The organism is Streptomyces sp. AC555_RSS877, assembly GCF_019049245.1.
GTDB lineage: Bacteria > Actinomycetota > Actinomycetes > Streptomycetales > Streptomycetaceae > Streptomyces.
Window position 1 is genome coordinate 122200 of the sequence record NZ_JAGMUK010000030.1, and the last position, 18401, is coordinate 140600.

General features: G+C 71.2%; 17 protein-coding genes. 13 read left to right on the forward strand and 4 right to left on the reverse strand.

Features of this window, described 5'->3' with window-relative positions:
• Both KUM49_RS14255 and KUM49_RS14260 read right to left on the reverse strand, forming a co-directional pair.
• Positions 1-282 (reverse strand): Lrp/AsnC family transcriptional regulator, encoded by a 282-nt coding sequence (locus KUM49_RS14255; RefSeq protein ID WP_217237187.1) that lies wholly within the window; start codon positions 280-282, stop codon positions 1-3.
• A complete protein-coding gene (locus tag KUM49_RS14260) occupies positions 279-1022 on the reverse strand; it encodes a rhomboid family intramembrane serine protease (RefSeq protein WP_217237188.1) in 744 nt (247 codons plus the stop codon). The genes KUM49_RS14255 and KUM49_RS14260 overlap by 4 nt, the downstream gene beginning before the upstream one ends.
• Positions 1023-1189: 167 nt before the next feature.
• Here KUM49_RS14260 and KUM49_RS14265 point away from each other — a divergent pair, with 167 nt between their 5' ends.
• From KUM49_RS14265 to KUM49_RS14285, 5 genes are all read left to right on the forward strand, one after another.
• Entirely contained in the window at positions 1190-1429 is a 240-nt protein-coding gene (locus KUM49_RS14265) for a hypothetical protein (protein ID WP_030039328.1), read from the forward strand.
• A gap of 33 nt (positions 1430-1462) precedes the next feature.
• Positions 1463-2806, forward strand: a complete 1344-nt coding sequence (locus KUM49_RS14270; protein ID WP_217237189.1) for an NYN domain-containing protein — start codon at positions 1463-1465, stop codon at positions 2804-2806.
• A 209-nt stretch (positions 2807-3015) separates the two neighbouring features.
• A complete protein-coding gene (locus tag KUM49_RS14275; RefSeq protein WP_217237190.1) occupies positions 3016-4050 on the forward strand; it encodes a C40 family peptidase in 1035 nt (344 codons plus the stop codon).
• Between the two features lie 240 nt (positions 4051-4290).
• A complete protein-coding gene (locus tag KUM49_RS14280; RefSeq protein ID WP_217237191.1) occupies positions 4291-5313 on the forward strand; it encodes an NlpC/P60 family protein in 1023 nt (340 codons plus the stop codon).
• A 34-nt stretch (positions 5314-5347) separates the two neighbouring features.
• Entirely contained in the window at positions 5348-6541 is a 1194-nt protein-coding gene (locus KUM49_RS14285) for a basic secretory family protein (protein ID WP_217237192.1), read from the forward strand.
• Between the two features lie 216 nt (positions 6542-6757).
• Here KUM49_RS14285 and KUM49_RS14290 read toward each other — a convergent pair whose 3' ends face one another.
• Entirely contained in the window at positions 6758-7996 is a 1239-nt protein-coding gene (locus KUM49_RS14290) for a glycosyltransferase family 87 protein (protein ID WP_217237193.1), read from the reverse strand.
• Between the two features lie 121 nt (positions 7997-8117).
• Between KUM49_RS14290 and KUM49_RS14295 the strand changes: the two genes are divergently transcribed.
• On the forward strand, positions 8118-9260 hold the full coding sequence (locus KUM49_RS14295; RefSeq protein ID WP_217237194.1) for a glycosyltransferase family 4 protein: 1143 nt from the start codon (positions 8118-8120) through the stop codon (positions 9258-9260).
• 116 nt (positions 9261-9376) lie between these two features.
• Entirely contained in the window at positions 9377-10963 is a 1587-nt protein-coding gene (locus tag KUM49_RS14300) for a GMC oxidoreductase (RefSeq protein WP_217237195.1), read from the forward strand.
• Positions 10964-10982: 19 nt separating this feature from the next.
• Here the strand turns inward: KUM49_RS14300 and KUM49_RS14305 are convergent, their stop codons facing one another.
• Positions 10983-12779: a long-chain fatty acid--CoA ligase gene (locus KUM49_RS14305; RefSeq protein ID WP_217237196.1), complete on the reverse strand. Its 1797-nt coding sequence runs from the start codon at positions 12777-12779 to the stop codon at positions 10983-10985.
• 317 nt (positions 12780-13096) lie between these two features.
• Here KUM49_RS14305 and KUM49_RS14310 point away from each other — a divergent pair, with 317 nt between their 5' ends.
• The 6 genes from KUM49_RS14310 to KUM49_RS14335 all read left to right on the forward strand — a co-directional run bounded on the left by KUM49_RS14310 (position 13097) and on the right by KUM49_RS14335 (position 18114).
• Positions 13097-13894, forward strand: a complete 798-nt coding sequence (locus KUM49_RS14310; protein ID WP_217237197.1) for a metallophosphoesterase — start codon at positions 13097-13099, stop codon at positions 13892-13894.
• Positions 13895-14017: 123 nt separating this feature from the next.
• Positions 14018-14461, forward strand: coding sequence for an SRPBCC family protein (locus KUM49_RS14315; RefSeq protein WP_217237198.1), 444 nt, complete (start codon positions 14018-14020; stop codon positions 14459-14461).
• Between the two features lie 42 nt (positions 14462-14503).
• The gene (locus tag KUM49_RS14320; protein ID WP_217237199.1) at positions 14504-15673 is read left to right on the forward strand and encodes an ArsA family ATPase; all 1170 of its coding nucleotides are present in this window, start codon (positions 14504-14506) and stop codon (positions 15671-15673) included.
• Positions 15674-15730: 57 nt separating this feature from the next.
• Entirely contained in the window at positions 15731-16228 is a 498-nt protein-coding gene (locus KUM49_RS14325) for a DUF5304 domain-containing protein (RefSeq protein ID WP_217237200.1), read from the forward strand.
• Between the two features lie 55 nt (positions 16229-16283).
• The gene (locus tag KUM49_RS14330; RefSeq protein ID WP_217237201.1) at positions 16284-17237 is read left to right on the forward strand and encodes an ROK family glucokinase; all 954 of its coding nucleotides are present in this window, start codon (positions 16284-16286) and stop codon (positions 17235-17237) included.
• A 121-nt stretch (positions 17238-17358) separates the two neighbouring features.
• Positions 17359-18114 carry an endonuclease/exonuclease/phosphatase family protein gene (locus KUM49_RS14335; protein WP_217237202.1) on the forward strand — a complete coding sequence of 252 codons (756 nt, stop codon included), beginning with the start codon at positions 17359-17361 and terminating at the stop codon, positions 18112-18114.
• The last annotated feature ends 287 nt before the right edge of the window (positions 18115-18401 follow it).

Below are 18401 nucleotides of genomic sequence, written 5' to 3' on the forward strand. Positions count from 1 at the left end.
CTAGCTGTCCAGGCCGATCGCGAACGCCGCCTCCAGGTCGTGCTGGGAGTACGTCCGGAACGCCACGTGCGTGTCCGTTCCCTCCACGCCGGGGATCTTGCTGATCCGGCCGGGGATGACCTCCGCCAGGTCCTCGTGCCGCTTCACCCGGACCATGGCGATCAGGTCGTACGTCCCGGTCACGGAGAAGACCTCGCTGACGTTCTCCAGCGCCGCGATCGACTCGGCGATCTCGGGGATCCGGTCCACGCTGGTCTTGATCAGGACGATCGCGGTGATCACGGCTGGTTCTCTCCCTCGGGGGCCGGAGCTGGGGCGGGCTTCACTCTAGTCCCACGCCCGAATCGCACCCACGCGAAGGCGAGGCCCAGGCCGAAGCCCACCAGGTGGGCCAGGTAGGCCACGCCGGGGCCCTGGCCGGCCCGGCCCGCGGCCAGCCACTGGAGGGTCGCCCAGAAGGGGAGGACGACCCAGGAGGGGAAGCGCAGCGGGAGGAAGAAGAGGAACGGCAGGAGACTGGTGACGCGGGCTCGGGGGAACAGGTACAGGAACGCGCCGAGGACCGCCGAGATCGCCCCGGACGCGCCGACCAGGGACTGCTCGGAGTCCGCGTTCGCGGCCGCGTAGCCCAGCAGGGCCAGGTAGCCGCAGCCCAGGTAGAAGAGGGTGAACTGGACGCGGCCCATCCGTTCCTCGGTCAGCACGCCGAAGACGTAGAGGAAGAGCATGTTGCCCAGCAGGTGGACCCAGCTGCCGTGCACGAAGAGGGCGGTCGCGGGGGTGAGCGCGGCCCGCCCCGACCCCTCGAACAGTTCGGCGGGGATGACACCCCAGCGGTGGAAGTAGGTGCGCTGCGCGGCGAGCAGCGCGTCGCCCGAGCCGTACGTCGGATTGAACCCCGATGCCGGGCCGACCAGGAAGAGAAGACCGCACCCGGCGATCAGCCCGTACGTCACCGGTGCCGACGGCCACCGGATCGCCCCGACCGCTCTGCCGACCGTCCCGCTCCTGTTGCTGATCATGGACACAGAGCATGACGTAAGAGGACCGAACGACACAGACCGCCTCGCCGCCATGGACGGCGGAGCGGTGAGTACCCGCCAGGCCGTAGGGTAACGAGCCACACGCACCGGGGTGCCCGGCGCGTCACGGACACTAGAAGGAACAAGAAGGAAGGCGAACAGCCACGATGACGGTTCCCCTGCCGACTGCCTCGACGCGGTGGCGCTGCACCCTCTGCGGCAACCTCACCCGCTTCGACGTGACCCGCTCGTCGAAGGTGGTCGAGTACGTCCACCTCGACCTGGCCGGTGAGCCGAAGGTCGAGGAGCGCGACGTGGTCAGTGAGACCATCGAGTCGGTGCGCTGCCGCTGGTGCAACGCCGTGGATCAGGTGGAACTCGTGGACAGGCCGGGCGCCGGCTCCTGAGGGAGCGGGCCCCGCACAGGCGATGGGGTGAGGATGGTGGAGACCGCAGGCGGGGGGCCGGGCGACGGCGCCGCTGAGGTGCTCGACCGTCCGCTGCCCGACGGCGTGCGCCGCAGGGTCGTACAGATCGTCTCGGACGGGTTCGGCGGGCTGACCGTCGGTGAACTGCCCGCGCAGCTACGACAGTACGCCCGGTTCGCGCCGAACAGGCGGGCCAAGTTCGCCGGCAACGCCATGGCGGCCGCCCTGGAGACCGATCCACTGTTCCGGCAGCGCATCGGGGAGAAGTTCAGAGAGGCGCAGCCGGAGCTGTCCGGCGCCCTCGACTCCGGCTCCCCGCCCCCGGCCGCGGACCCGCTCGACGTGGCGGCCGCGGCCTACGTACTGCGGCCCACCGACTGGGTGAAGCTCGTGACCGCGGCCGGCGAGGAGGCCCAGCGGGCCGACGCCGAGCGCGCCGACGAGGAGAGCCGGGCCGAACTGGAGCGGCTGCGCGAGGAGCTCGACCGGGCCCGTGAGCACACGCGCACCGAGACGGAGCGGCTGCGCACCGAGCTGGACTCGGCCAAGAAGGAAGCGGAGTCCCTGCACCGCAAGCTGCGCGCCGCCCTCAGCGACGTCAAGCGCGGCGAGGCGGCCCTGCGCAAATTGAACGCCGAGATGGAGACCGTACGCACGGACGGGCACGCCCAGTTGTCCGCCGCCGAGAGCGAGTCCCGGCGGCTCAAGGCGCGGCTCGGCGAGGCGGAGGCGGCCCTGGAGGCCACCCGCAAGGCGGCCCGCGAGGGCCGCAGTGTCGAGGACATGCGGGTACGGCTGCTGCTCGACACCCTGCTCGACGCGACCCAAGGACTGCGCCGGGAGCTCGCGTTGCCGCCGGTCTCCGTGCGGCCGGCCGAGACCGTGGACGCGGTCGAACCGGGACGTATGACCCCCAAGGACATCGCGGCACGGGCGTTGTCCGAGAACGACCCCGCGATCCTCGACCAGCTCCTCGCCCTGCCGCAGGCCCATCTGGTGGTCGACGGCTACAATGTCACCAAGACCGGCTATCCCCAAATGCCCCTGGAGAAGCAGCGGTTGAGGCTCCTCGGCCAGCTCTCGCAGCTCGCCGCGCAGACCGGCGCCGAGGTGACGTGTGTCTTCGACGGGGCCGAACTGGCCGCGCCGGTGCTGCTGGCGCCGCCGCGCGGGGTGCGGGTGCTGTTCTCCAAAGCGGGCGTCACCGCCGACGAGTTGATCCGCCAGCTGGTGCGCGCCGAGCCGCCGGGCCGTCCGCTCATCGTCGCCTCGACCGACCGCGAGGTCGCCGACGGGGTGGCCCGGGCGGGGGCGCGCCCGATCGCTTCTGCGATGCTTCTCAAACGATTGTCCTGAAGGTCAACCTGCGGGCCCTATGCCCGAATTGACGGAACTGTTACGCAACGTAGCGTCAAGCAAACATCACTGCATGTGAGTAGAGTGTAAAGAATGCAGGGTGAGACGAGATTTTCCTCGTGAGGATTTGAACTGATCACAAGAAGGTCACTAGGGTCTGGCCTCGAACCTCCGAGCAGGTGATCACTCAAAAGAAGGAGTTCACCTCCGTGGCGTCCCACCGTCGACCCAAGCAGCCGAGCCGTGCACGCGTGACCGTGCTGACCACCGCAGCCGCCGCTGCCGTCGCCCTGAGCTCGCAGGCCGCGAATGCCGCGCCGAGCGAGAAGCCCAGCAAGGACGAGGTCAAGGCCAAGGTCGACAAGCTCTACGAAGAGGCCGAGCAGGCCACCGAGAAGCTCAACGGGGCCACGGAGAAGCAGGAGAAGCTCCAGAAGGAGATCTCCACCATCCAGGACAACGTCGCCCGCGGTCAGGAAGAGCTCAACGGGCTGCGCGACTCCATAGGCCTGGCGGCCGCCGCCCAGTACCGCACGGGCTCGATCGACTCCTCGGTCCAGCTGTTCCTCTCCTCGGACCCGGACGACTACCTGGACAAGGCGTCGACCATGGACCAGCTGAGCGGTCAGCAGGTCGAGGCGCTGAAGAAGATCCAGGAGAAGCAGCGCGAGCTCGCCCAGGACCGCTCCGAGGCCTCCGAGAAGCTCAAGGATCTCGCGAGCACCCGCACCGAACTGGGCAAGAAGAAGAAGGAAGTCCAGAGCAAGCTCGCCGCGGCGCAGAAGCTCCTCAACACCCTGACGGCCGCCGAGAAGGCCGCCCTGGCCGCCGAGGACGCCCGCGCCAGCCGCTCCGCCACCGAGCGCGTCGACCTCGGTGACGCCCCCGCCGGCTCCGGCCGGGCGATGGCAGCCTTCCAGGCCGCGCAGAGCCAGATCGGCAAGCCGTACGTCTACGGCGCCACCGGCACCGCCTCCTACGACTGCTCGGGCCTGACCTCCTGGGCCTACGCCCAGGCCGGCGTCGGCATCCCGCGCACCTCGCAGGCCCAGGCCAACGCCGGCACGCGCATCTACTCGCAGAGCCAGCTCAAGGTCGGCGACCTCGTCATCTTCTACGGCGACCTGCACCACGTCGGCCTCTACGCGGGCAACGGCCAGGTGCTGCACGCCCCGCGCACCGGCACCGTCGTGCGCTACGAGTCGATCAACAACATGCCGTTCCAGTTCGGCGTCCGGATCTGAGGACCGGCAGACGGATCTGATCGTCTTCGGGACGGATCCGGTCACCACCAAGATCGGGACACCGCACCGCCCGTTCGGGCGAATCACGGCAACATGAACTGACCTCGCGCCCCGCCCATGACCTGCGTCTTGGGCGGGGCGTCACTTTGTGCGCCCACGAAGGTCGTTGGTGGGACCCCCTGTCCGGGGCTACTGTCTGCCGCGTTTCCCTGTCCGCCAGCGGAAGGAGTGCGGCTTCCCGTGGGGTCCCATCGCCGCCATGCACCGTCCGGGTTCGACCGGGGCGCCAGTGCAGCGCTCTGTGTCATGTCAGCCGTCGCCGCGGCCATCGGCGTCCTGCCGGCCACGTCGGCCGTCGCCGCGCCGCACGACGACACCCGTGCGGAGGTGGACCGCCTCTACGAGGAGGCGGAGCAGGCGACCGAGGCCTACAACAAGGCCGACGAGCGCGCCGACGACCTCCGTGAGGAGGTCGGCACCGCACAGGACGGCATCGCCCGGCAGCAGGAGCGCATCAACCGCATGCGGGAGGCTTTGGGTTCGCTCGCCGGCGCCCAGTACCGCTCCGGCGGCCTCGATCCCTCCCTCGCGCTGCTGTTCTCCGACGACCCGGACGACTACCTCGACAAGGCCTCCGTCCTCGACCGGATCACCACACACCAAGCGGGCGAGCTCAAGGACCTCCAGGAGGCCATGCGCGTGCTCACCCAGGACCGCGCCGAGGCGGCGAGCAAGCTCGGCGAACTGGAGAAGAGCCGCAAGGCCGTCGCCTCCCACAAGCGGACCATCGAGAAGAAGCTCGCCAAGGCGCGCGCTCTCGTCAACGCCCTGCCGTCCGGCGAGCGCGACGCCTACGACCGGTCCTCCCGCTCCTCCCGCTCCGACATGCCCGACCTCGGCGGTGTCGTCCCGCCGTCCGCCCGTGCGGCGGCCGCGATCGCCGCCGCCCGCTCCGCGCTCGGCAAGCCGTACGTGTGGGGCGCCAACGGCCCCTCGGGCTTCGACTGTTCGGGCCTGATGCAGTGGTCGTACGGGCAGGCCGGTGTCTCCCTGCCGCGCACCTCGCAGGGCCAGCGCTACGCGGGCCGTCAGGTCCCGCTCTCCCAGGCCCAGCCGGGCGACCTGGTCACCTACCGGTCGGATGCCAGCCATGTGGCGATGTACATGGGCAACGGCCAGGTGATCCACGCGCCCTATCCCGGGGCGCCCGTGCGCTACGACCCGGTGGGCATGATCCCGGGTGCGACCGTCACCAGGGTCTGACCAAGGGCCCGCGGGTCACCGTACGATCGGGAACGTGGCTGGTCGAGGGCGGGCGTCGGGACGCGGAGTCGTCACGCTGTGTCTGTTGCTGCTCGTCGGCCTCGTGGGCTGCGGGGGGAAACCCGCCACCGACCGTGCGCAGGCCGACGTGCAGCGGGTCCTGGACCGGCGGGCGAGGGCGGTTCTGGACCGCGACCGGGCGGCGTTCGTGAGGACGGGCGCGCAGAGCTGGTTCACGAACCTCACCGCGGTGCCGCTCGCCGACTGGTCCTACCGCGTCACCGCCGTGCACCGCAGGGGCGGTTCCGCCACCGCAGACGCCGAACTGCGGTACCGCGTCCAGGGCTACGACCGGGCCCCCGTCACCGTCGGCCGCACCCTCACCCTGAGCCTGGACGCGGGCGGGCAGTGGTACGTGGACGCCGAGCAGCCCGCGAAGAAGTCCGCCCAGCAACTGTGGGACCAGGGCGAGGTCCTGGCCGTACGGGGTGAGCACAGCCTGGTCCTCGGGGTCGGGCAGTCCGGCGAGCAACTGCACTCCTACGCGGACCTGGCGGACCGCGCCGTGCCGGCCGTGTCGGACGCGTGGGGCACCGGCTGGCCCCGGCAGGTCGTCGTGCTCGTGCCGAAGTCGCTTCAGGGTATGGCGGGGCTGCTGGGCTCACCCGCCTCCTCCTACCGCGGGATCGCGGCGGTCACCACCGGCGAGACGGGCGCTCCGGCGCAGGCGCCCGCGGACCGGATCATCGTCAACCCCGACGCGTACGGCGTCCTCGGCGTCGTCGGCAAGCAGGTCGTGCTCACCCACGAGACGACCCATGTCGCCACCCGCTCCGACACCACTCCCGCTACGCCCCTGTGGCTGTCCGAGGGGTACGCCGACTGGGTCGGTTACCGCGGCAGCGGGCGGACGCCGGTCCAGGCCGCGCCCGAACTGTGGGACGCCGTGACCGAGGGCAGGCCGCCGGCCGCGCTGCCGACCGACCGGGACTTCGGCTTCAGCGGCGACGCGGCCGGGCTCGCACGGGCCTACGAGGGAGGCTGGATGGCCTGCCGGATGATCGCCGAGCGCTGGGGCGAGGCGCGGCTGAAGGAGTTCTACAAGGCCGTGGGCGGGCACGAGAAGCGGGCGGGGGCGGTCGAGGACGCGATGAAGGAAGTCCTCGACACGACACCGGGGGAGTTCACCGGGCAGTGGCGGCAGTATCTGCGGGATCAGCTGAGCTGATCGAGCTGTGCGACGGCTCCTTGAGCCAGGCAGGCTTGCCGCGCGCGTGGAGTCGTATGTCGACGGCACGCGCTCGGCCCGGCGGGTCGCCCCCGCCACCCGCAGCATGTCCACCCGGAACAGGTCGCCGGTGTCCCCGCCCGTACCGGCTTCCCGTACAGCATCGGGCGCGGGGCCGCGCTGATGCCCGGCTCGGTGCGCTGGTCGAGTCTGGGGTCAGGAGGAGGCGGACGTCTCCCTGGTGCGGGCGGTGTGATCGTCGGGGGCCTCGGCCGGGGCGGGCTTCGGCACCGTCGAGCGCCACAGCCGGCGGGCGGCGATGACGGCGGCGAGCACCAGCAGGCCGTTGCGGACGGCCAGCAGGGTGATACCGAGCGGGGTGCTCGTGACCACGTCCGCGAAGCGGTACGGGAACTCCAGGACCGTCACGAAGCACGCCACCAGCACCAGGCCGGCCGGCACGCCCATCCGGCCGGCGCGGAAGCACAGGCAGACGGCCGCGACGCCGACCAGCCACACCATGTACTGCGGGCTGATGACCCGGCTGGTCACGGTGAACATCAGCACCCCCACGAACGCCGCGTCGGCCGCCGTGTGTGCCTCGAACCGGGTCGCCACCAGCCGCCACAGCAGCAGCCAGCCGAAGGTCATGCCGGTCAGGGCCAGCGCGGCCGTGCTCACCACGTTCACCCACGGGCCGAGGAACTCGACCGAGCCGTAGTTGAGCAGCACCTGGCCGTCCCAGCCGTAGTGCCGGGCCACGTGGAAGACCAAGGCGCCCAGGGACTCGACCTCGGTGCCCCGGTCGCGCTGGAAGGTCAGGAAGGCGAAGGCGCCGGGCATCGTGACGGCGAACAGCGCGGCGAGCAGGGCGACGGCCGCCACCGCCGACGTCCAGGCGCTGCGCCCCCGGACGCCCAGGAGCAGCAGCGCCGGCCACACCTTCAGCATCGCCGCGAAGCCCGCGAGGGCGCCCATCAGCCGGGGGTGCCGGGCACCCGCGAGCAGGGCGGCGACCGCGACCGCGGTCACCATCACGTCGTAGCGGGCGTAGACGGTGGGGCCGAGCAGCGGTACGCCGATCACCCACACCCAGGCACCACGCAGCCACCGGCCCGGGCGCACGCCCGCGTACAGCAGCAGGGACAGGGCGACCAGGTCGGCGAGGAAGGCGAGGACGAAGAAGGCGGACGCGTAGTCGAGGAAGGGGAGCAGGCCGGGGGAGAGGATCGCGAGGGCCGCGGCGGGCGGGTACTGCCAGGTGACGTCGTCCAGCGGAAACGTTCCGGTGCGCAGCACCTCGAACCAGCCCTGGTAGATGACGGAGACGTCACTGGTGACGTCCGGGCCCGGGAAGACGTACACCTTGAAGACGAAGAGCAGCAGCAACAGCCTGGTCAGGCCCCAGGTCGCCAGCAGCCACGGCAGAGACCGCCTTGTGCCCGTCGTCTCCACGTGATCCCCTGCTCGTTCGATTTCCCGCCGTGAGGGGAACATGATGTCGTCCCCTCCTGTGAGCGTGCCACAAGGTGGCCGCGGACGGCTGTGAGCAGCCGGTTCGGTAGGGTCTGCGGCGATGCACAAGACCCTGATCGTCACGAACGACTTCCCGCCGCGGCTGGGCGGCATCCAGGCGTTCCTGCACAACATGGCGCTCCGGCTCGACCCCGAGCGGCTCGTCGTCTACGCCTCCACCTGGAAGCGCGGCCGGGAGGGCGCCGAGGCGAGTGCCGCCTTCGACGCCGAGCAGCCCTTCACCGTCGTACGGGACTCCACGACGATGCTGCTGCCGACGCCCGCGGCGACCCGGCGGGCCGTCGGTCTGCTGCGCGAGCACGGGTGCACCTCGGTGTGGTTCGGGGCGGCGGCGCCGCTCGCTCTGATGGCGCCGGCGCTGCGGAAGGCGGGCGCCGAGCGGCTGGTGGCCACGACCCACGGGCACGAGGCCGGGTGGGCCCAGCTGCCCGCCGCGCGGCAGCTCCTGCGCCGGATCGGGGAGTCCACGGACACCATCACCTACCTCGGCGAGTACACGCGCTCGCGGATCGCCGCCGCGCTGACGCCGGCCGCGGCCGGGCGGATGGTGCAGCTGCCGCCCGGGGTCGACGAGAAGACCTTCCACTCCGCCTCGGGCGGTGCCGAGGTCCGGGCCCGGCTCGGGCTGACCGAGCGGCCGGTGATCGTGTGCGTCTCGCGGCTCGTGCCGCGCAAGGGGCAGGACACGCTGATCCTCGCCATGCCCCGGATCCTGGCCGCCGAGCCGGACGCCGTGCTGCTGATCGTGGGCGGCGGGCCCTACGAGAAGGAGCTGCGCAGGCTCGCGCGGGAGACCCGGGTCGCCGGCTCGGTCCGCTTCACCGGCGCGGTGCCCTGGGCCGAGCTGCCCGCGCACTACGGCGCCGGTGACGTGTTCGCGATGCCGTGCCGGACCCGGCGGGGCGGACTCGACGTCGAAGGGCTCGGGATCGTCTACCTGGAGGCCTCCGCGACCGGCCTGCCCGTCGTCGCCGGTGACTCCGGCGGCGCCCCGGACGCCGTCCTCGACGGCGAGACCGGCTGGGTCGTGCGCGGCGGCTCCGCCGAGGAGGCCGCCGAGCGGATCCTCGTCCTCCTCCAGGACGCCGAGCTGCGCCGCCGGATGGGGGAACGGGGGCGGGCGTGGGTCGAGGAGAGGTGGCGGTGGGACCTGCTGGCGGAGAAGCTGAGGGCGTTGCTGTAGCGGGACTCCCGGTTGGTGGTGCGCGACGCCTAGGCGGAGGGCGATAATCCGCCGATGCTGCGCACATGACAGCAAAACTGATGCAGCGTCAGCTGACGAGACGTCAAATCTTGGGCATGGTGGCCCTGCAGACCGCCGCCGCGTCCGGTCTCACCCGCATCGGTCTCCAGACGGCCTCGGGCGCCGAGCCCGCCGCCGTCGACAACGCCCCCGCCGTCGTGGTCGGTTCGGGCTACGGCGGCGCCGTCGCCGCCCTCCGCCTCGGCCAGGCCGGCATCCGCACCCTCGTCCTCGAGATGGGCCGGGCCTGGAACACGCCCGGCGCCGACGGCAAGGTCTTCTGCTCCACCAGCGCCCCGGACCAGCGGTCCATGTGGTTCCGCACCCGCACCGAGGCACCCCTGGCCACCTTCCTGTGGCTCGACGTCGTCAACCGGGACATCGGCGCCTACCCGGGCGTCCTGGACCGGGTGCACTTCGACGCCATGTCCGTGTACGTCGGCCGGGGCGTCGGCGGCGGCTCCCTGGTCAACGGCGGGATGGCGGTGACGCCCTTGCGGGCGTACTTCGCCGAGCAGTTCCCCACCGTCGACTCCGACGAGATGTACGGCACCTACTTCCCGCGCGCCCGCTCCATGCTCGGCGTCAACTCCGTCGACCCCGCCTGGTTCGAGTCGACGGAGTGGTACCGCTTCACCCGCGTCTCCCGCGCCCACGCCCAGAAGACCGGCCTGAAGACCACCTTCGTGCCGAACGTCTACGACTTCGGGTACATGCAGCGCGAGGCGGCCGGCACGGCCACCAAGTCGGCGCTCGCCGGCGAGGTCATCTACGGCAACAACCACGGCAAGCGCAGCCTCGACAAGACGTACCTCGCCTCGGCGCTCGGCACCGGGAACGTCACCATCCACACCCTGGAGAAGGTCAGGGCCATCACCCGGGCGGCCGACGGCTCCTGGCTGCTCACCGTCGACCGCATCGACACCACGGGCACGGTCGTCGAGACCAAGCAGTACGGCTGCACGTACCTCTTCCTCGGCGGCGGCAGCCTCGGCACCACCGAACTCCTCGTCCGCGCCCGGGAGACGGGTGCGCTGCCCGGCCTGGACGCGAGTGTCGGCGGCGGCTGGGGCACCAACGGCAACGTGATGCTCGGCCGCGCCAACCACCTGTGGGACACCGTCGGGGCGAACCAGTCGACCATGCCGGTCATGGGCATCGACGACTGGGCCAACACCGCGAACCCCGTCTTCGCGGAGATCGCCCCGCTGCCGACGGGACTGGAGCACTGGGTCAGTCTGTATCTGGCGATCACCAAGAACCCGTCACGGGCGTCGTTCTCGTACGACGGGGGGACGGGTGGGGTGAAGCTCGGCTGGACCGCCGCCCACAGCGCGGTCTCCGTCGCCATGGCCAAGAAGCTGTTCGACCGGATCAACGCGGCGAACTCGACCATCTACCGCTACGACCTGTTCGGCTCGGCCGACAAGGTCTTCGCCGACGACTTCACCTACCACCCCCTGGGTGGCTGTGTGTTGGGCAGGGCGACCGACAACTACGGCCGGGTGAAGGGATATCCGAGGCTGTACGTCACCGACGGCTCGCTCGTTCCCGGGTCGATCGGGGTGAACCCGTTCGTGACGATCACCGCGCTCGCCGAACGGACGATGGCGCGGGTCCTCGCCGAGGACACCGCGCCATGACAGCCTGTCAGGGGCCTTGCTACTTCTGGTAGAGGGCCTCGATCTCGGACGCGTAGTCCTTCGCCACCACGTTGCGCTTGAGCTTCAGGGACGGCGTGAGGTGGCCCGACTCCTCCGTGAACTGGGAGGGCAGAATGCGGAACTTCCGCACCGATTCCGCCTTCGACACCGCGGCGTTGCCGTCGTCGATCGCCGACTGGATGGCGGCCAGCAGGTCCGCGTCCTCACGCAGCGACGCCGCGGTGCACGCCGCCGGTTTGCCGTGCTCGGCAGCCCAGCGGCCCAGGAACTCCTCGTCGACGGTCACCAGCGCGCCCACGAACGGCCGTCCGTCGCCGACCACCATGCACTCCGCGACCAGCGCGTGCGCGCGGATACGGTCCTCGATCACGGCCGGCGCGACGTTCTTGCCGCCCGCCGTGACGATGATCTCCTTCTTGCGGCCGGTGATCCGGAGGTAGCCGTCCTCGTCGAGGGTGCCGATGTCACCGGTGTGGAACCAGCCGTCGGCCAGCGCCTCGGCGGTCGCGCCGGGGTTGTTCCAGTACTCCTTGAACAGGTGCTCGCCGTGCAGCAGCACCTCCCCGTCGTCCGCGATCCTGACGACCGATCCGGGCAGCGGCTGGCCGACGGTGCCGATCTTCTGGCGGTCCCAGGGGTTGAACGCGGTCGCGGCACAGGACTCGGTCAGGCCGTAGCCCTCCAGGACCGTGAAGCCGATGCCGCGGAAGAAGTGCCCCAGGCGTTCGCCCAGCGGGGCGCCGCCGGAGATGGCGAACTCGCCCTTGCCGCCCAGCACCGCGCGCAGCTTGCTGTAGACGAGCTTGTCGAAGGTCCTGTGCTTGATCTTCAGACCCAGCGACGGGCCCGACGGGGTGTCCAGCGCCTTGCTGTACGCGATCGCGGTGTCCGCGGCCTTGTCGAAGATCTTGCCCTTGCCGTCCGCCTGCGCCTTGGCGCGGGCCGAGTTGTAGACCTTCTCGAAGACGCGCGGGACGCCGAGGATCAGGGTCGGCCGGAAGGACGCCAGCTCGTCGGTGAGGTTCTTGATGTCGGGCACCAGGCCCAGCTTGATCGGCGCCATCATCGGCGCGACCTGCACGAGCCGTCCGAAGACGTGCGCGAGCGGCAGGAACAGCAGGACGCTGCACTCACCGCTGCGGAAGAGAGGGCGCAGGCGCTCCACGATGTTCCCGCACTCGGCGAAGAAGCTGCGGTGCGTGAGCACACAGCCCTTGGGCCGGCCGGTCGTGCCCGACGTGTAGACGATGGTCGCCGGGTCGTCCGCCTTGGCCTGCGAACTGCGCTCCTCGACCGTCTCGTCGGAGACGTCCTGGCCCAGGCGCCCCAGCTCCTCCAGGGCACCGGCCTCGATCTGCCAGACGTGCTTGAGGGCGGGCAGGCTGTCGCGCACCGACTCGACGGCGGCCGTGTGGTTGTCGAGCTCGACGACGCAGGCGGTGGCCCCCGAGTCGCTGAGGATCCACTGGACCTGCTCGGCCGAGCTGGTCTCGTACACCGGCACGGTGACCGCGCCCGCGCACCAGATCGCGAAGTCGAGGAGGGTCCACTCGTACCGCGTGCGGGACATCAGGCCGACCCGGTCGCCGGGCTGGACGCCGGAGGCGATGAGCCCCTTGGCGGCCGCGTGCACCTCGGCGAGGAAGGCGGTGGCCGTCACGTCCTGCCAGGCACCGCCGACCTTGCGGGCGATCACGGCGGCGTCCGGATGCTGCGAGGCGTTTCTCCGGACGATGTCGGTGAGATTGCCGTCCGCAGGGACCTCGTACAAAGCCGGAAGGCTGAACTCGCGCAAGACTGCTGCTCCTCATAGGGCGCCGGCGCCACGACGTTGTGTGATGCGACGATGCGGTCCAAGGGTCGGGCAGGTGCTCACAGGTCCGTCCCGGGCCATGGGGCTCGGTGGTTGAAATCCTGAGCACGACTGGACTGCCCGGACGTTACCCGCCGGTATGGCTTCTTCGACAGGGGGTCCCGGCGAGATGTTCGCTGCGTCACACAGATTGGTTGTGTCCTTCGCGCACAGTAGTCCACCCACTAACTGACTGGCCAGTAACCCCTTGCCAGGCCGCCACTGTTCACGTATGCCGCACACCCTTACGCTTGATCGCCATGGCACCCACACCAGCCGGTAACCGGAGGACGCGCGTTCATGTGGTCAGTGACGTGCACGGCAACGCCCGTGACCTGGCCCGTGCCGGCGAGGGCGCCGACGCCCTGATCTGCCTGGGCGACCTCGTCCTCTTCCTGGACTACGCCGACCACTCGCGCGGGATCTTCCCGGACCTCTTCGGCGTCGAGAACGCCGACCGCATCGTCGAACTGCGCACCGCCCGCCGCTTCGAGGAGGCCCGCGAGCTCGGGACCCGGCTGTGGGCGGGGATCGGCGAGAGCCGCGCGGAGGTCATCGAGCGGGCCGTACGCAAGCAGTACGCCGAGATGTTCGCGGCGTTCCCGACGCCGACGTACGCGACCTACGGCAATGTCGACATGCCGACCTTGTGGTCGGAGTACGCCGGACCCGGCACCACCGTGCTCGACGGGGAGCGCGTCGAGATCGGCGGGTGGGTCTTCGGCTTCGTCGGCGGAGGACTGCGGACTCCCATGCGCACCCCCTACGAGATCAGCGACGAGGAGTACGCGGCGAAGATCGAGGCGGTGGGCGAGGTGGACGTGCTGTGCACCCACATCCCGCCCGAGGTGCCCGAGCTGGTCTACGACACGGTCGCGCGCCGCTTCGAACGGGGCAGCCGGGCGCTGCTCGACGCGATCCGCCGCACCCGGCCCCGGTACGCGCTCTTCGGTCACATCCACCAGCCGATGGTGCGACGGATGCGGATCGGCGCGACCGAGTGCGTCAACGTGGGGCACTTCGCGGGGTCCGGCAAGCCCTGGGCCCTCGAATGGTGAATGACCGCAGATGGGGGTGAAGTCGGCCGGTCGACCGCGCGGTAGCCTTCACGCTGCACACACGTGCGCAGGCTTGCGCACGGTGGACTTGCCTACCGGCCCGCATCTGGAGGAGCCACAGCGATGGCGGAACACACCAGCTCGAGCATCACGATCGAGGCGGCACCGGCCGATGTCATGGGGGTGATCGCGGACTTCGCCCGCTACCCGGACTGGACCGGAGAGGTGAAGGAGGCGGAGGTCCTGGCGACGGACGCCCAGGGTCGCGCCGAACAGGTCCGCCTGGTCATGGACGCCGGAGCGATCAAGGACGACCAGGTCCTCGGCTACACCTGGACCGGCGACCACGAGGTCTCCTGGACCCTGGTGAAGTCCCAGATGCTGCGCTCGCTCGACGGCACCTACCTCCTGAAGCCGGCGAGTGCCGGGGCGACGGAGGTGACGTACCGGCTCACCGTCGACGTCAAGATCCCGATGCTCGGCATGATCAAGCGCAAGGCGGAGAAGGTCATCATCGACCGGGCGCTGGCAGGACTGAAGAAGAGGGTGGAGTCGGGGGCGAAGTAGCCGTCCCCGTTGGGGCGGCACGCGGAGGTACCGTTCACCCCCATGCGCACCATCCTGATCACGGGCCCCGGCGGCAGCGGTCGTACGACGATCGCCGCCGCCACCGCTCTCGCCGCCGCCGGCGAGGGCACCCGCACCCTCCTGCTCAGTGCCGACCGCACCGACACCCTCGGCGCGATACTCGACACCCCGACGGGCCCCGCTCCGGTGCAGGCCGCCGCGAACCTCACCGCGTGGCGGCCCGACGCGACCTCGGGCTTCCGTGACGACCTGGCCGCCTTCCAGGACCGCGCGTCCTCCGTGCTCGACCTCCTCGGCGCCTCCCGCCTGGACCCCGAGGAGGTCACCCCCCTCCCCGGCGCCGAAGAACTCACCCTGCTGCGCGCACTGCGGGACGCGGCCCTCGCCGAGGCGCACGACCTGCTCGTGGTCGACCTGCCGCCCACCCCGCAGGCCCTGGCCCTGCTCGCCCTCCCCGAGGAACTGCGTCGCTACCTGCGCCGCCTGCTCCCGTCCGAGCGGCAGGCGGCCCGCGCCCTGCGCCCCCTCCTCGGCCGACTGGCCGGCGTGCCCATGCCCGCGGAGTGGCTGTACGAGACCGCCGCCCGCTGGGACGTCGAACTGGCCGCCGTCGAGGCGGTCGTCGCCGACCGGAACACCGTCGTACGGCTGGTCGCCGAGCCCTCCCCGGCCGGCGCCGACGCCATCCGCTCCGCCGGCCTCGGCCTCGCCCTGCGTGGGCTGCGCCCCGACCTGCTGGTGGCGAACCGTGTACTGCCGGAGGCGGCGGGAGACAGCTGGCTGGCCGGACCCGTCGCCCAGCAGCGCAAGATCCTGGCGGAATGGCAGGAGTCGTACGACCTCCGGGCGGTGGCCCATCTCGGCCGTGACCCGCGCGGCGCCGACGACCTGGCCGAGCTCGTCGTCCCCCACGTCAAGGCGGAGCCCTCCACTGTCGAGTGGCCCGTCACCGACCACCTGGCCGAGGACGGCGTCCTCGTCTGGCACCTCCCGATGCCCGGCGCGACACGAGACGACCTGGACCTGATCCGCCGCGGCGACGAACTCGTCGTCAGCGCGGGGCGGTTCCGCCGGATCGTCCCGCTGCCGTCGGCCCTGCGCCGCTGCACCGTGGGCGGCGCCGCCCTGCGGGAGGGCGAGCTGCGGATCCGGTTCGCGCCCGACCCGGACCTGTGGCCCGGGACACGGTGAACCGCATACGGCCGTTCGGGTAACGTCGTAGAGACGAACCGTAGTCAGGAGTCCGTCATGAGCGAAGAGCTCCCCCCGTCCGACTCCGCCGAGCGCGAGGCCGTCGACGAGGTGCGGGCCGGCGACGCCGACGCGTGGGCGACGGCGTGCGCCGAGGACCTCGCGTCCGAGAAAGCCCGTCGGCGTGCCGAACACGGCCCGCCCGCGGGCTCGGCCGCCGAGGAGCTGCGCAAGCTCGTCGACACCGTCGCGGAAAAGCTGTCCGGCCTCCAGTCCCCCCTGTTCGGCGCGGTCGCGGGACCCGCCGCGCAACAAGTGGTCAAGCAGGTCGTGCAGCAGGCCAAGGCGGCCGTCGAACCCGTCATCGAACGCAACCCGGACGTCTTCGACCACCTGGCCGCCGCGGGCAACGAACTGCTCGCCGCCTACCGCTCGGCCGTCCAGGCACAGGAACAGCGCTGGACGGCCGGTCATCCCGACCCGCGTGACCTGCACGAACGCCGAGGCGACGACGGCGAGGAGCCCGGCCCCGGGGAACGCATCGACTTGGACTGACGGCCCCCTCGGGTACGGTTGGCCGTAGCGGGGCTCGACCGAAACTGAGGGATTCATGGGACTCACCATCGGCGTCGATATCGGCGGCACGAAGATCGCGGCCGGCGTGGTCGATGAGGAAGGCAACATCCTCTCGACCTTCAAGGTGCCGACCCCGGGAACGTCCGAAGGCATCGTGGACGCCATCGCCTCCGCGGTGGAGGGCGCGCGCGCCGGCCACGAGATCGTCGGCGTGGGCATCGGTGCCGCCGGATACGTCGACCGTCAGCGCTCCACGGTCTACTTCGCGCCGAACATCGACTGGCGCCAGGAGCCGCTGAAGGAGAAGGTCGAGGCGCGCGTCCACCTGCCGGTCGTCGTGGAGAACGACGCCAACGCGGCCGCGTGGGGCGAGTACAAGTTCGGCGGCGGCAAGGGCCACCGCAACGTCATCTGCATCACCCTCGGCACCGGCCTCGGCGGCGGCATCATCATCGGCAACAAGCTGCGCCGCGGGCACTTCGGCGTGGCCGCCGAGTTCGGCCACATCCGCATGGTGCCGGACGGCCTGCTGTGCGGCTGCGGCTCGCAGGGCTGCTGGGAGCAGTACGCGTCGGGCCGCGCACTCGTCCGGTACGCCAAGCAGCGCGCCAACGCGACCCCCGAGAACGCGGACATCCTGCTCGGCCTCGGCGACGGCACCCCCGACGGCATCGAGGGCAAGCACATCTCCATGGCCGCCCGGCAGGGCGACCCGGTCGCCGTCGACTCCTACCGCGAGCTCGCCCGCTGGGCCGGCGCCGGCCTCGCCGACCTGGCCTCCCTCTTCGACCCCTCCGCCTTCATCGTCGGCGGCGGCCTCTCGGACGAGGGCGAGCTGGTCCTCGACCCGATCCGCAAGTCGTACAAGCGCTGGCTGGTCGGCGGCAACTGGCGTCCGGTGGCGGATGTCATCGCCGCCCGGCTGGGCAACAAGGCCGGCCTGGTGGGCGCGGCGGACCTGGCCCGCGAGCCCGACCCGATCATGTAGCGGTCACTTCTCGAGGTACGTGGGTTCCTCGCGCCCTGAGGGGCGCGGGGAACCGCACGAGCACGACGGATGCGCAGCCGAAGGCCCTCTGCGAGGCATGCTCACCACGTATCGTGACGGCATGGTGACGCCCCCACTGCTCCCCGACTCCCGCACCGAGTCCGACGGTTCCGCCGTCGTCCGCGTCCTCAGCTACAACATCCGCTCGATGCGCGACGACCCGGCCGCCCTCGCCCGCGTGATCACGGCCTGCGCCCCCGACCTGGTCCTCCTCCAGGAAGCCCCTCGCTTCTTCCGCTGGCGCAAGAAACTGGCACGACTGGCCGCGGCGTCCGGGCAGGTCGTCCTCTCCGGAGGCGGCACGGCCGCGGGCCCGGCGATCCTCTGCTCACTCCGGGCGACCGTCGAGCGCACGGAGGACGTCCTGCTCCCGCTCACCCCGGGCCGGCACCGGCGCGGCTTCGCGACCGCGGTCGTACGGTTCGGGGGCGTCCGTGTCGGCGTCCTGAGTTGCCACCTCTCGCTTCACCAGGACGAGCGGTACGAGCAGGCCGGCATGCTCCTCGACCGGCTGGCCGGAATGGGCGTGGAGCACGCCGTCGCGGGCGGCGATGTGAACGAGCGCCCCGGCGGGCGCGCCTTCGCCCGGCTCAGCGAGGGCCTCCAGGACTGCTGGGCCACCGCCCCCTGGGGCAGCGAACACACCTGGATCCGCGACGAACCACACCGCCGTATCGACGCGATCCTGGCCACCAAGGGCATCGAGGTCCTCGGCTGCGGGGTACCGCTGGGTCTGCCCGGCGTGACCGAGGCCGATCTCCGGACGGCGACGGACCACCTGCCCGTACTGGCCGCACTTCGCGTGCCCGCGGCCTGAACCACCTCCGCCGGACGGAGTCCGGCGCAGTCACTCGACGCCTGCCCCGAGGGCGGCCACGGACCACCGTCCGGCGCCGGGCCGCCTCCCGATTCTGCAAGCTAGTGCCCCAACAGACAACGTTCGCCCCGTCGCGACGCCCGGCACGCACTCTCGCCGCACCGGCCGAAAGCCCAAGTACGTCCGGTCCATCGACGGGGCCTTCCGGCCGGCACTCCCCCAGAGGGGGGACCCCCAGAGCACGCACCGGACGCCGCTCCTTGGCGGGCAAACGTTGCCTGCCGGGG